Here is a 13,657-nt window from a genome sequence, read left to right as displayed (position 1 = left end):
ATTTAAGGAAAAAATACTCAATAATATGTTTTTTAAAATCACTGCGTTAGAATTACTTAATCAGGGAAAGGAGCAATTTTATACTGTTATGAAGATAAAGAGGGTTTTGTCATATTTTATAGTGTTTTTTATTATTTCCAATATATTTTCAGGTAAAGTGCTTTCAAAGAATAGAGAGGAACCTCTTGAAAAAGTTCATGTGGATGCAAGGTGTGCCGTAGCTTTGGATAGCAATTCAAAAATTTTGATGTATGAAAAAAATGCCTATGAACTGGTTCCAATGGCAAGTACAACTAAAGTTATGACTACGCTGGTGGCCTTGAGATATGGAAAATTAGATAAAAAAATAAAAATTTCTTCCAGGGCAGCTGGAATAAAAGGATCCACAGTAGGGTATAGAGCTGGCGAAGAGATAACCTTAAGGGAACTTTTGTATGGACTCATGCTCCGCTCGGGAAATGATGCTGCCGTGGCAATAGCAGAAGGAGTAGGTGGAAATATAGAAAAATTTGCAAAGCTTATGAATGAATATGCCGACGAGATAGGTATAATAAACAGTCATTTTGAAACTCCCCATGGTCTTGATAAAGATGAACATTATTCTACTGCATATGATCTGGCCGTGGCCACTTCTGTTGCAAAGAAGAATCCCGTATTTAATGAGATTGTGGGTTCGAGAGATGTAGATGGGAAGGAAAAGGGATTCACCAGGAGCTACCATAATATAAATAAGATTCTGTGGAAAATACCGGATGCAAATGGAGTTAAGACTGGATATACAGGGAAAGCGGGTAAATGTCTGATAACCTCTGCACCTGTACAGGGAAATGACGTAATAATAGTAGTTTTGAATTGCCCTGAAAGATGGAAGGAAACTGAGAAAATATATAATTATATAAGTACAAATTACAATTTTCAGAAGCTGTATTCAAAAGGAGATATAGCTTTGAAAATTAAAGTGAATGGAAAAAATCTGAATCTTGAATATGGAAATGATATTGTAATTCCCTTAAAAAAAGGACATAAATATACTACTAAAATTTTAAAGCCTGCAAGAATAAATTATACAGTGAAAAAGGGTGATAAGGTAGGCATGATCTGCATATACGAGGATGGCAGAAATATATACAAAAATTCATTGACAGCAGCAAATACCGTAAAGGTTAGAAGATTTATGAACTGGAGCTTTTAGGCAATTGACAATTTACAGTTGACAGCTGACAATTGTCAATTGTAAACTGTCAGCTGTAAATTGATGCTCAGTGGCAGTAGAACAGATTTTCTTTTTTAGAATCTTCTATTATGTCAAATCTTTTTATAGGTTCAAAATTATTGTTTTCAACATTTCTAAGTACATTTTCCAAAAAATTTTTGCTGAATTTGGTTTGAAAATCCACAGTCAGTATTCTCTCCATTATATAATCTATGTGAGCCGGGACATTTCCGAATACATATACGGGAAACAGGTGGCCTATTGCCCTGTTGGTAAGGGCAAATTGATATATGGAAGCATCTAGAACAATACCCTTGTATACATTAAAACAGTGTGCAAAACTCCTGCTGTAATTGTCATTTATATGTACGCGGAGCACGCCCTGTATTACAGGGACATCAATGTCCACATATTTGCACAATTGATAAATTAACGAAGATATCAATGGACCGCTGTTTGAAATTGTATATTTACTTATGCAGTATTTACATAGGCTTTTTAAAAAGTTTTTCTCCGATTCTTTCATATGGTTATCTTTCCTCCCTATTAGATATTATAATGTGTTTTTTGAAGAAATGCTATATTTTAAATAATATATTCTGTTTTAAATTAGTACAGTTATAAAAAAATTAATAATACAGAGTAAAAATTTTGATTTTTATGTTATAATATTATATATGGAATAATAGGAGGCATGAGTTATAAAAACGATAACAAGTGTTCAAGGAGATGTCAAAAATGAAAAAGTTGTCAGAAGGTGTCGTAATTGAAGTAGGACAAGACTTTGCAAAAGTCAGGGCCAGTAAACATGGTGATTGTAAAAACTGTGGATTATGTGCAGGTGATGATGCCGCCATAGTAAGTGCAGTAAATCCTGTTGATGCTAAAGTAGGACAACATGTTGTTTTTGAAGTGAAAGAGAAAAATATGTTGAAAGCTGCTTTTATTGTATATATTTTACCTCTTATCGCAATTTTTGTAGGGGCATTGCTGGGAACTTGGGTAGGAAATTATGTTGGACATTCTGAAATAGCATTTCAAATAGGAGGTGGAATAATAGTTTTTTTTATTTCATTACTTTATATAAAGATGTATGATAAATCTACAGGTAAAAATGATGCTATGAAACCTATTATTAGACGTGTTCTATTTTAAATCATGTCCGTTTCAATATACTAGATTATAAAAGCTGTGTAGCAAATTACAGAATGTAAAATCTGTGATTTGCTATATAAGCTATTTTTATATTTTTTTAATTTATAAATGATATTTTTATATTAAAAATATTGAAAGAGGTGTTAAGGAGTGTTAAAAAGTTTTCGAGGTGGAGTGCATCCTGATGATAGCAAAAGATATACAGCCAATAAGCCTATAGAAACGGTACCTGTACCTGATAAAGTATATATACCCGTTAGACAGCATATTGGTGCACCTACATCTCCTATAGTAAAAAAAGGAGATGAAGTTAAAAAGGGACAGCTTATTGCAAAAAGTGATGCTTTTGTCTCAGCTAATGTGCATTCATCTATTTCTGGAAAAGTTGTAGACATAGCTGAGTATCCTCATCCTAATTTTGGCAAGTGTTTATCCATAGTTATTCAAAACGATGGAAAAGATGAATGGGTGGAAGGTATTCCTGTTTCACGTAATTGGAATGATTTGTCTGGTAAAGAAATAATAGGAATAATAAGGGAAGCTGGCATTGTTGGAATGGGAGGGGCAACTTTTCCTGTCCATGTAAAGCTTTCACCGCCACCAAATAAAAAAATAGATGTTTTTATTTTAAATGGGGCTGAATGTGAACCTTATTTAACTGCCGATTATAGAGCTATGCTTGAATATACTGATAGGATAGTATCAGGTGTCAAAATCATTATGAAGGTATTGAATGTAGAAAAGGGATTCGTAGGTATTGAGGATAATAAAAAGGATGCCATCAAGAATATGGAAAAAGCTTTTGAAGGTACAAATGTACAAGTTGTTGGGCTTCCTACCAAATACCCTCAAGGTGCTGAGAAAATGCTTATAAAAGTTTTGACTGGCAGAGAAGTGCCATCCGGGGGACTTCCAATGGATGTAGGGGCAGTTGTTCAAAACGTAGGTACTTGTATTGCAGTCAGTGATGCAGTGGAGAAAGGTATTCCTCTTATCCAGAGAGTTACTACTGTAAGCGGTGGAGCTGTAAAAGAACCCAAGAATTTACTGGTAAGAGTGGGAACTACTTTTAAAGACGTTATTGATTTTTGCGGAGGGTTTAAGAAAACTCCTATTAAGGTACTTTCTGGAGGACCTATGATGGGAATGGCCGAATCGAATCTCGATATACCGGTAATAAAAGGGGTTTCAGGAATACTTGCGTTAACTGAAAGCGATGTTAATACTGGAACGGAATCAGCCTGTATAAGATGCGGTCGATGCATAAGAGCTTGTCCTATGGGATTAAATCCTAGTATGTTGAGTATACTCGGGCAAAATAATTTATATCAAGAAGCCAAAGAAGATTATAATCTTTTAGATTGCGTAGAGTGCGGAAGCTGTGTATATACATGCCCTGCTAAGAGAAATATTGTACAGTATATCAAATATATGAAATCTCAAAATGCGGCTGCGGCAGCTAAAGAAAAGGCCAAGGCGGCGGCTGAGAAAAAGGAAAAAGAAAAAGAAAAGGAAAAAGTTGAAAAATAATAAGGGAGTGATTAAAAGATGGCGGAGACGCAAATAAAGAAGAATGTTCTTACGGTTTCAGCATCACCGCATATTCGCTGTGATGAGTCTATTTCTAAAATAATGTGGAGTGTTAATTTAGCTTTGGCCCCAGCTGGAATTTTTGGTATAATTCATTTTGGAATACCGGCCTTAAATGTAATTTTAACGGGAATAATTTCTGCTGTGGTTACAGAATATATCATTCAGAAGATTAGAAAAAAACCTGTGACCATTTCAGATGGAAGTGCTTTCCTGACAGGATTTTTGCTTGCCATGTGTTTGCCTCCAGATATTCCACCTTATATGGTAGCTTTTGGATCTTTCGTGGCAATAGCAATAGCCAAAGAATCCATGGGAGGTCTTGGATACAACATATTCAATCCAGCCCATATCGGTAGGGCGGTACTTATGGCTTCATGGCCCGTGGCTATGACTACCTGGTCAAAACTTACTGCAAGTGGGGTAGATGTTGTTACTTCTGCAACTCCTCTTGGAATTTTAAAATTGCAGGGTTATTCAAAATTAGTTGAAACTTTTGGAGGTACAGGTTCTCTCTATAAGGCACTTTTTTTAGGAACACGTAATGGCAGTATAGGTGAAACTTCTACTATATTGCTGGTTTTAGGAGGACTTTTCCTCATATACAAGCGTTATATAAACTGGGAGATTCCTGTGGTTATGATAGGAACTGTAGGTGTACTTACCTGGATTTTTGGAGGAAGTGCCGGATTTTTTACAGGAGATCCTGTTTTTCATATGATGGCAGGCGGACTTGTAATAGGTGCCTTCTTTATGGCAACAGATATGGTGACTGTTCCTATGACGAATAAAGGTCAGATTATTTTTGCACTAGGTGCAGGTGCTCTCACTTCTCTTATCAGATTAAAAGGCGGGTACCCTGAAGGGGTATGTTACTCTATACTACTTATGAACTCAGTTACTCCACTTATAGATAAATTTACTCAACCTGTTAAATTTGGTACAAGGAGGTAAGCTTTATGGCTAAAAATAAAGATAATAATAGCATTTTGGCAATTACCAAAAATTTAACCATTACGTGTCTTGTATCCGGACTTATAATAGCTTGCGTTTACTATATAACTGCACCAGTGGCAGCGCAGAAAAAAGTGCAGATACAGAATGACACCATGAGAGAACTGGTTAGCAATGCAGATGATTTTAAAACTATAAATGGCAAAAAAGATTGGTATGCCGCTAAAAAAGGTAATAAAACAATTGCCTATGTAGTACCTGCTGTTACTAAAGGATATGGCGGAGATATAGATATGCTGGTGGCAGTTACTGCAGATGGGAAAGTTATAGATTATAGTATTCAAACTCACAATGAGACCCCGGGACTTGGAGCCAATGCTACAAAGGATCCTTTTAAAGGACAGTTTAAAAACAAGACGGTAGATAATTTGAAGGTAACTAAAGATAAATCCGACAAGAAAGATATCCAAGCTATGACAGGGGCTACAATTACCTCGAGAGCTGTTACTAATGGAGTTAAAAAGGCAGTTCAGCAGGTTACTACATTTACGGGAGGTAAGTAGATATGAATTTGTGGAATATATTTAAAAAAGGATTGATATCAGAAAATCCCATATTTGTACTTGCACTTAGCTTGTGTCCTGCACTGGCAACTACAAGTACGGCTGTAACTGGACTTACAATGGGACTTTGTGTGCTGTTTGTTATAACTTGTAATAATACCGTGGTTTCCCTGATTAAAAATTTTGTTAATCCCAAAGTGCGTGTGCCCGTGTACATCACCTGCATAGCAACTATAGTTACAGTAGTTGAACTTATATTGCAAGCTTTTGCACCGACTTTATACAAGCAGCTTGGCATTTACCTGTCACTGATAGTTGTATTTGCTATAATACTTGCACGTGCAGAGGTATTTGCATCTAAAAATCCTGTAATACCATCTTTTTTCGATGGACTTGGAATGGGATGCGGTTTTACACTGGCGCTTCTATTAATAAGTATAATACGTGAGCTGTTTGGTTCTGGAACTTTATTTGGTGTCCGTGTTATGTGGTCGTCCTATAATCCGATAATGATTATGATTCTTTCTCCAGGAGCATTTATACTTATAGGATATTTGGTTGCCGTGGTGAAAGTCTATAACCAGCATGTTGAACAAGTTAAGATGGCAAAGCTGGAAAAGGCAAACGGAGGTGAAAGATAATGGGTACTTATCTTACCATTTTTATAAGTTCATTAATAGTAAACAACTATGTTTTGACAAGATTTCTTGGACTTTGTATATTCTTTGGAGTTTCTAAGAATTTAAGTGCCTCTGTTGGTATGGGTATGGCAGTTACTTCGGTCATAACTCTTAGTTCAATGCTGGCCTGGGTAGTATATCACTTTATACTTGTACCGTTTAACCTCACATTCTTAAAAACTGTTGTATTTGTACTTCTCATAGCAAGTTTTGTGCAGCTTCTGGAAACTGTTATTAAAAAGCAGGCTCCTGCACTGTATAATATGTGGGGGATATACCTCCTTCTGATAGCTACAAACTGTATAGTGCTTGCTGTACCTATTTTAAACGCCGATTCAAATTTTAATTTTATGGAAAGTGTAGTTAATGCCATAGGTTCTGGTCTAGGATTTGCCCTGGCTATAGTCTTAATGGCAAGCCTGAGAGAAAAATTGAGGCTGGCAGATGTGCCTAAACCATTGGAAGGGCTCGGTGTAGCGTTCATATTGGCTGGAATGTTAGCTCTGGCATTCTTGGGCTTTTCAGGTATGATTTCTCTATAGAAAGGAGATTGTGATATAATGATTAATACTGCAATTATGATTGTAGTTGTATTGACTGTTATAGGTTGTATATTTGGCCTTATCCTGGCCTATGTGAACAAAAAATTTGCAATGGAAGTAAACCCTCTTGTGGAAAAGGTGGAAGATGTACTTCCAAAAGGTCAGTGCGGTGGATGCGGATTTGCAGGGTGCAGGGCCTATGCGGAAGCAGTTGTAGAAGATGAAAAAGTTCCACCCAACCTTTGTGTTCCGGGAAAGGCGGCAGTGGCAGAACAGGTGGCAAAACTGACGGGAAAATCGGCTCCGGCTATTGAGCCAAGGGTCGCCCATATAAGATGTGCCGGTGACTGTACAAAAGCTGTTAGAAAATATGAGTACAAGGGAATAAAGGATTGCGTTGCCGCAAATTTACTTCAGGGAGGACCTAAGGCCTGTCAGTATGGATGCCTTGGTTTTGGAACCTGTGTAAAAAATTGTCCTTTTGGAGCCATGGCTATGGGATCCAAAGGACTGCCTATAATTGATGTAGACAGGTGTACGGGATGTGGAACATGTGTCAAAGTATGTCCTAAACAGGTAATTGGTTTTAGACTTATAGGTTCGAAAGTTATGGTCAACTGCAATTCTAAGGATAAAGGCGGAGCTGTGCGTAAAAATTGCAGCGTAGGATGCCTTGGCTGTGGACTGTGCATGAAGAATTGTCCTTATGACAATATTAAGGTTGAAGATCATCTGGCAAGAGTGCTTGATCATCATGTTTGTGTAGAAAAATGCAGTGAGTCCGCTTGTCTGGCTAAATGTCCTACGGGAGCTATTAAAGCCATTGTGAATGGTACGGATTTACAGGAACAAAGTAAAAAAGAAGCTGCAGCAAATGTATAATTGCGGCTGACAAATTTAAAGGGGATGTCTTAAAAAATCAATTTAAGACATCCCCTTTTTGTTATGCTTTAGCCTTTTAAATTCTTAAACATTGGAATTTTATATAAGTTTTCCGTCAGAAACTTGGTACACCACCCTATGAAATATCCAGTGACCACACCGGAGATCAGAAGTACAGGCAAGTAGATGTATATTCTGAAATCTTCGATTATGATGGAAGCCACAAGCAATTGCCCTATATTGTGGAATATAGCTCCGCATATGCTTATGGCAGATAGACTTATGGAATTTTTAAAGTATTTGTACAATATGATCATAACTATATTGCTTAAAATTCCTCCTGCTATACTAAACATGAAAGCTGACATCGTTCCACCAAATATTGATCCCAGAAGTGTCCTCAAAAACATTACTGTGAGAGCTTCTTTCCATCCGAGAAGTATTAATGCAGTCAGGGAAATTGTATTTGCAAGTCCAAGCTTTATACCCGGAAATAAAACGGGAATCTGAGATTCCGCTATATATATGACAAGTGCCATGCCGACCAGAAAACTTAAAAAAACCATCCTTCTCACTTTATTCATATTTGCACCTTTGCTTTTTGATATATGGATTTAGTTTGAGATTTCATCATATTGTGAATTTTTTCCCTCTATTTTAATTATGAGTTTGTGTGGAAGGCAGACGATGCTCTGGCCGGGTTTTGATATCCAGCCGGTTTTTACGCAGATTTTATCAGGGCAATCTGCTTCTGATATTCGTATTCTGCCATTTTCAACTTCCACTATATTAAAATGAGAGGTCCTGTATTTCAATTTGAATTGTTTTCTGATTTTTACACTGTCCAAATCTATAGTACTTATAATTTTTCCTTCCTGTTTTATTACTGCAATTTTATGAGAACCTTTAACATGCAATTTATATGAAAAAACACCAATGATACTTGATGCTATTAAAATAAATATACAAATTGCAATTATTTTATCTCCTTTTTTCATTATATTCTCCTTATATACGCTGCTATTGAAATTGGAAGTGTTTATCTCTCTATGATTTTACTATAACGGAAATATATTTACAATGATTTATGGCAATTTAAGCAAAAAATGAAAAGCGAGAATTAAATATTTATATGTTTATTATTTTACCTGCACTTGTCCATCGTCAATAAGTTCGTTTGCAACCCATCGTGCGACTTTTCCCGTGATCTTTATACAATGTCTTTGTCTGCCTTCGCTTTTGAAGTCATCTCCAGTCCATTTTTTTGTCAATACTCTGCAGCATGTGGATTTATATTCACCTTTAATGTAGTCATGAAGTTTTTTGGATTCTTCAAACATCTTTTCTTTCATGGGCTGTCCCTTAACTCTTCCATACACAATGCCCAGAGACATCTGTCCACCGGAAATTGCACCGCATACACAGCCGGCTTTGCCCATTCCTACAGGAAATCCACTTGCCAGTTTGACAATATCCTTATTAAATGGATTTCCCAATAAGTCATTGATGGTCTGCAATACTGATTCGCTGCAAAATAGTGCACCACTTCTGAAAAGTTCTTCTGCGTTGGCCTGAACTTTATCAAGAAGTTCTTTTTTTGTAAGATTTTTTGTACAAATTGCCATTATATATTCCTCCTTGAAATTATAATGAGTTTAATTTGATCTCAATTTATTATACATTACTTTATACGTGTTAAGCTTGCAAATAAATACATATTTTAGATAATTTTTTGTTTATAATATAAATTTATAAATAAAAATTTACCGATGAGATAAGTTGATTTAGGGAAGTGAAATTGGGTGTCCGGCAGGAATTTTGTGTTATAATATAAGAGAATTTCAAGGTAAATTCAATTAGGGGGTAGTATTGTGGATGAAAATTTAAAATGGGTAGTTGATCAAAAAATCAAAAGGACTATGAAAAACTTAGAAAAAAATAACATGGAGGCTTATTTTGTAAATGACAAAAAAGAAGTCATAGGTAAGCTTGGTGAAATTCTAAAAGAAGGTGATACGGTTTCTGTAGGAGGTTCTATGTCCCTTTTTGAAATAGGTGTAATTGATTTTTTGAGAAAGGGAAATTATAAATTTTTAGACAGATATGCTGAAAATTTAAAACCTGAGGATATAAAGAACGTTTTCAGAAAGAGTTTCTTTGCAGATGACTATATAGTGAGTACGAATGCACTGATTGAGGATGGACGGCTCTATAATGTAGACGGTAATGGAAACAGGGTAGCTGCCATGTTGTACGGCCCTGACAAAGTCATAGTCATTGTGGGAATAAATAAAATTGTATCCAGTTTGGATGAGGCTGTAGAGAGAGTCAGACGCTGTTCGGCTCCTGCAAATGTCAGAAGATTAAAGGTGGATAGTCCTTGTGCTAAATTGGGATACTGTGTTGACTGCAGCAGTGACAGCAGAATATGCAATGAGTACACTCTTATAAGGAGGCAAAACCATAAGGGAAGAGTAAAAGTTATAATAGTGAATGAGCCTCTGGGTTACTAGCTTTTTTATCTACAGAATTTGGCTGTGAAATGAGGACCTGTTTTTTTGAACAGGCCCTTGAATTTAAAATTGGATGTAGCTGTTGCCGTCAAGGGGGATCAACACCTGATGTGCAGGAGAACCCGATAAATTGCCAACCGAGTATATAGTGTAGAATCTATTGGGGGTTAGCCGTACATTGGGTATATGGAGAACTCTTTCTTGACTGCCGGAATTATTGATTTCAAAAGTATACACACCGGGAACAATAGGTATATATTGGCTTACTTCTCTGTAGGATATATTTGAAAAGAGCGTGTTTCCATTGGAAAGTGCAAGGTCTAAATTGGTAGAATCAGGGGTCAAATTTATAAATCTTATCAAAGCTCTATTTTGAATTTTAGGACGGCGAATATCTTCTATGGGAAGTAAATTTACATTTGGGTACTGGCCTGTCATGGCTATGGTGAATATTTTTTCAGCCGGTATGGATAAACTTTCGTCTATGATTGGGTTCTCGGTACTTCCTGCAGAAAATACCCTTATATTGTAGGTTCCATAAGGTATATTTATATAATCTGAAAAGGATTTATAAGTTAAATTTCTGAATATTAGCCTTTCATTGAGATATACATCTACTGCAGGAGAATTGGGGCTGGCATTTAAAAATCTTATATAGGAAACAGGGGCAGTTTGCGGTAATCTGCAGCAGGCTCTTCGTGCAAAATAAGGACAAATGAACATCATTGGCCACCTTTCATTATATTTATACATTTATAATATATGTGTTCATTGATATCTGTGATACAATAATGTAAGATTCATGGACAAACTAACTGGCTCAATAATTCTTGAATATATATTTGCCTAAATAATATGGATTCAGAGATATGGGAACTTTGTCCATGTTTATATAATCCATTGGATAATTTCCGTCCCAGGGGTAAATGGACAGATATTTTTCATTATATACATTGATGAGTAATTTTTCTTTATTGAAAATAAAAGTAATTTTATATGAAATTTTAGCTGGAAGATCTTTTGGCCTGTTTATAAAATTATTCTTTTTAAGTACTTTTAACATGTTTTTTATATCCGAAATGCTTTTTTCTCCCAATTCTTCTTCATCGTGAAAATTGCATTCTTCTATAATGCACTTTTTAGGTGAAGCTAGAGTTAAGTTTTGTGCAAGCAGATTTGTATAGTAAAAATTATTTGGCTTTTTGTTTAAGCTGTAATTGCAAGAGGTAAAAGAAAAAATACCTACTAAAATTATACTTAAAATCATAAAAATTTTTTTCATTATATCACCTTTGTATAGAGTATTATAAATAAAATTTATGTTTTTAATCTGAAGTTTATACCTTACATAAAAATTGGAGTGTTACAATATGAAATATAAAATTATTGCCGTTGATATGGATGGTACACTTTTAAATGATGAAAAGTCCATATCCAAGTATAATTTGGATATGGTATGTGAAGCTGAAAAATTAGGTGTAAAGATTGTTATGGCTACCGGCAGGCTGCCTTCGTCTTTAAAATTTTATTCCCGGGGATTATTTAAAGATCAGCCTGTTATATGCTGCAATGGTGCTATTGTACTGGATGGAAAAGGGAATATTATAAAATCATCTCCTGTGGATAAATATAATATACTTGAAATTATAGATATTTTAAGAGAAAAAAAAGATACATATTATCATTTTTACGATGGTGAAAGACTTTATTGCGAGCAGTTCAAGTATTCTGCAAAGAGATTTTATGAATTCAACAGAAAAGTGGATAGAAAATTCAGGATTGAGATAAGAATTATACCGGATTCAAAAAAATTTGTGGAAAATACCGGAGAAAATATCTATAAATTGATGGTTATAGATCCGGACTTGGATTATTTGAGTAAATTTAGGAAAAAGATAGACTGCATTGCTGGAATTAATACTACAAAATCAAGTATTAACAATATTGAAGTAATAAGTAAGGAAAGTTCAAAGGGGAAAGGATTGAAGACACTGGCAGATTACTACAAGATCCCAGTTGACGAATGTATAGCTGTTGGAAATGATGAAAATGACAAGAGCATGATTGAAACTGCAGGACTTGGGGCGGCAGTGGGTAATGCCCGTCAAATATTGAAAAAATCTGCAGATTACGTTACGGAAAATAATAATAATGACGGTGCCGTAGGAGAAATCATAGAAAAATTTATTTTATCCGAACGCTGCCATTGCTAGTACTCACTTGATAAATAATTTAAATTGATTTATGCCTGGAAAGATTTCTAGTGAAAAGTGTAAATGCCTTGAATAGTGAGGATATAAAAAATATTCCTACGGCTATGGAACCGGCTATAGCCAAAGTTTTGAGGGCGATAGACAGTGACTGGCTTATATTTCCCTGTACGTACTGAAGCATGGCATTATACATGCTTCCTCCCGGGACCAGAGGTATGATTGCACCTATGATGAAAGTCGTGACCGGGGTTTTTAATATTCGTGCCATTATTTCAGAGTAAATGGATGCAAATACTGAAGCTATAAAAAAGCACAATATGCTGGAAGAGCCTATGTAGTGGGAGGAAACTAAATAGAAAAACCAGGTTATACCTCCTCCAACAGCTGAAAATATGAGATTTTTTCCGCGAACATTTCCTATTATGCCAAAACATAAAGTTGCAATTAAGATATATATGGAGTTTATTATCATAGATGGATTCCCCCCAAAGCAAACCATAACTTGATTATGGATCCCGTACCTGCTGCAATGGCAATGGCTACTAAAAAGGCTTCAATACCTCTGGAGATACCCGATATTAGATCCCCGGCTATGGTATCTCTTATGGCATTGGTTATGGAAAGACCGGGTACCAAAAGCATTATTGAACTTATTATTATAATGCTTACATGGGAGCCTATTTTAAGCTGAACACTTATAAGTGCTATTAAAGCTGTAACAGCTCCGCATATTATATTTATGAAAAATTCATTTGCCTGAAGGAAGCTCAATGTCTTGGAGAGAATGCTGAGAGTGCATCCTATGACGAATGACACTGCAAAATCCTGAAGATTTCCGCCAAATACAGGTGAAAAGAAAGCTGCGGCTATTCCTGAAAACAATATGAGAGTTTTTGTGCTGTAGGGCTTGGAGTGTTGTATCCTGGATAATTTATTTTCCATCTCATCTAAAGTATAGGATTTGTCTTTTATATGCCTCGAGATATCATTTACCTGGGATATCTTTTCTAAATTCAGAGTTCTCTGTTTTACTCTTTTTATTACCGATATAGTTTGACCATATTCATCTGAGGCGGATACTATAATTACATTTAAGGTGACAAAGGCATCGATGTCCTGGATATTGTAGTTCCTGCTTATTCTGGTTATTGTCTCCTCCACCCTGTATATTTCCGCACCACTTTCCAACATTATTTTCCCTGCATAGGTAGCCAAATTTACTATTCTGTTAATATCCATACAAATATCTCCCATATTAAAATCTATTATTAATTTATTATAGCATAAGGTCCTCAGGCATTAAACATTAAAAACTGTGATTTGTAAGTACTTGTATAAATTCAAGTTATAAA

The 13,657-nt window shown here is 35.5% G+C and carries 18 protein-coding genes; 10 read left to right on the top strand and 8 right to left on the bottom strand.

The genetic code is table 11. The annotated features are described in order from the left end of the window. The first annotated feature begins 88 nt into the window (after positions 1 to 88). Complete coding sequence (locus AB8S09_RS01165; RefSeq protein WP_369868335.1) at positions 89 to 1,192, top strand: D-alanyl-D-alanine carboxypeptidase family protein; 1,104 nt, start codon at positions 89 to 91, stop codon at positions 1,190 to 1,192. Between the two features lie 67 nt (positions 1,193 to 1,259). On the opposite strand, the gene AB8S09_RS01160 is transcribed toward AB8S09_RS01165, so the two are convergent. Next, entirely contained in the window at positions 1,260 to 1,739 is a 480-nt protein-coding gene (locus AB8S09_RS01160; RefSeq protein ID WP_294183988.1) for a hypothetical protein, read from the bottom strand. 212 nt (positions 1,740 to 1,951) lie between these two features. Between AB8S09_RS01160 and AB8S09_RS01155 the strand changes: the two genes are divergently transcribed. The 7 genes from AB8S09_RS01155 (at position 1,952) to rnfB (ending at position 7,579) form a co-directional block, all read left to right on the top strand. After that, a complete protein-coding gene (locus AB8S09_RS01155; protein ID WP_294183986.1) occupies positions 1,952 to 2,368 on the top strand; it encodes a SoxR reducing system RseC family protein in 417 nt (138 codons plus the stop codon). Between the two features lie 150 nt (positions 2,369 to 2,518). Beyond that, positions 2,519 to 3,898 (top strand): electron transport complex subunit RsxC, encoded by a 1,380-nt coding sequence (gene rsxC / locus AB8S09_RS01150; RefSeq protein WP_294183984.1) that lies wholly within the window; start codon positions 2,519 to 2,521, stop codon positions 3,896 to 3,898. A gap of 18 nt (positions 3,899 to 3,916) precedes the next feature. After that, positions 3,917 to 4,912, top strand: a complete 996-nt coding sequence (locus AB8S09_RS01145) for an RnfABCDGE type electron transport complex subunit D (RefSeq protein ID WP_369868334.1) — start codon at positions 3,917 to 3,919, stop codon at positions 4,910 to 4,912. A 5-nt stretch (positions 4,913 to 4,917) separates the two neighbouring features. Next, a complete protein-coding gene (locus AB8S09_RS01140; RefSeq protein WP_294183981.1) occupies positions 4,918 to 5,475 on the top strand; it encodes an RnfABCDGE type electron transport complex subunit G in 558 nt (185 codons plus the stop codon). A 2-nt stretch (positions 5,476 to 5,477) separates the two neighbouring features. Beyond that, a complete protein-coding gene (rsxE, locus tag AB8S09_RS01135) occupies positions 5,478 to 6,116 on the top strand; it encodes an electron transport complex subunit RsxE (protein ID WP_294183979.1) in 639 nt (212 codons plus the stop codon). Then, entirely contained in the window at positions 6,116 to 6,697 is a 582-nt protein-coding gene (locus AB8S09_RS01130; RefSeq protein ID WP_294183976.1) for an electron transport complex protein RnfA, read from the top strand. The genes rsxE and AB8S09_RS01130 overlap by 1 nt, the downstream gene beginning before the upstream one ends. Positions 6,698 to 6,718: 21 nt before the next feature. Further along, complete coding sequence (rnfB, locus tag AB8S09_RS01125) at positions 6,719 to 7,579, top strand: RnfABCDGE type electron transport complex subunit B (RefSeq protein ID WP_294184029.1); 861 nt, start codon at positions 6,719 to 6,721, stop codon at positions 7,577 to 7,579. Positions 7,580 to 7,647: 68 nt separating this feature from the next. Here rnfB and AB8S09_RS01120 read toward each other — a convergent pair whose 3' ends face one another. From AB8S09_RS01120 to AB8S09_RS01110, 3 genes are all read right to left on the bottom strand, one after another. Further along, on the bottom strand, positions 7,648 to 8,163 hold the full coding sequence (locus AB8S09_RS01120; protein WP_294183974.1) for a Gx transporter family protein: 516 nt from the start codon (positions 8,161 to 8,163) through the stop codon (positions 7,648 to 7,650). Positions 8,164 to 8,193: 30 nt separating this feature from the next. Then, the gene (locus AB8S09_RS01115; protein ID WP_294183973.1) at positions 8,194 to 8,577 is read right to left on the bottom strand and encodes a NusG domain II-containing protein; all 384 of its coding nucleotides are present in this window, start codon (positions 8,575 to 8,577) and stop codon (positions 8,194 to 8,196) included. 141 nt (positions 8,578 to 8,718) lie between these two features. Next, positions 8,719 to 9,207, bottom strand: coding sequence for a C-GCAxxG-C-C family protein (locus tag AB8S09_RS01110; RefSeq protein ID WP_369868376.1), 489 nt, complete (start codon positions 9,205 to 9,207; stop codon positions 8,719 to 8,721). 243 nt (positions 9,208 to 9,450) lie between these two features. Between AB8S09_RS01110 and AB8S09_RS01105 the strand changes: the two genes are divergently transcribed. Beyond that, positions 9,451 to 10,092: a lactate utilization protein gene (locus AB8S09_RS01105; protein WP_294183967.1), complete on the top strand. Its 642-nt coding sequence runs from the start codon at positions 9,451 to 9,453 to the stop codon at positions 10,090 to 10,092. A gap of 63 nt (positions 10,093 to 10,155) precedes the next feature. Here the strand turns inward: AB8S09_RS01105 and AB8S09_RS01100 are convergent, their stop codons facing one another. Then, a complete protein-coding gene (locus AB8S09_RS01100; protein WP_294183965.1) occupies positions 10,156 to 10,818 on the bottom strand; it encodes a DUF4397 domain-containing protein in 663 nt (220 codons plus the stop codon). A gap of 94 nt (positions 10,819 to 10,912) precedes the next feature. After that, positions 10,913 to 11,374, bottom strand: coding sequence for a DUF4883 family protein (locus AB8S09_RS01095; protein WP_294183963.1), 462 nt, complete (start codon positions 11,372 to 11,374; stop codon positions 10,913 to 10,915). Positions 11,375 to 11,462: 88 nt separating this feature from the next. Between AB8S09_RS01095 and AB8S09_RS01090 the strand changes: the two genes are divergently transcribed. Further along, entirely contained in the window at positions 11,463 to 12,305 is an 843-nt protein-coding gene (locus AB8S09_RS01090) for a Cof-type HAD-IIB family hydrolase (protein WP_294183960.1), read from the top strand. A 19-nt stretch (positions 12,306 to 12,324) separates the two neighbouring features. Here AB8S09_RS01090 and AB8S09_RS01085 read toward each other — a convergent pair whose 3' ends face one another. Both AB8S09_RS01085 and AB8S09_RS01080 read right to left on the bottom strand, forming a co-directional pair. Beyond that, on the bottom strand, positions 12,325 to 12,777 hold the full coding sequence (locus AB8S09_RS01085) for a threonine/serine exporter family protein (protein ID WP_294183959.1): 453 nt from the start codon (positions 12,775 to 12,777) through the stop codon (positions 12,325 to 12,327). After that, complete coding sequence (locus AB8S09_RS01080; RefSeq protein WP_294183958.1) at positions 12,774 to 13,544, bottom strand: threonine/serine exporter family protein; 771 nt, start codon at positions 13,542 to 13,544, stop codon at positions 12,774 to 12,776. The genes AB8S09_RS01085 and AB8S09_RS01080 overlap by 4 nt, the downstream gene beginning before the upstream one ends. Positions 13,545 to 13,657 lie beyond the last annotated feature (113 nt).

This window comes from Clostridium lapidicellarium (assembly GCF_041224415.1).
In the GTDB taxonomy this organism is placed as follows: domain Bacteria; phylum Bacillota; class Clostridia; order Clostridiales; family Clostridiaceae; genus Clostridium_B; species Clostridium_B lapidicellarium.
The sequence above is the reverse complement of the archived record's forward strand: the minus strand, read 5'-3'. Positions and strand labels throughout refer to the sequence as shown.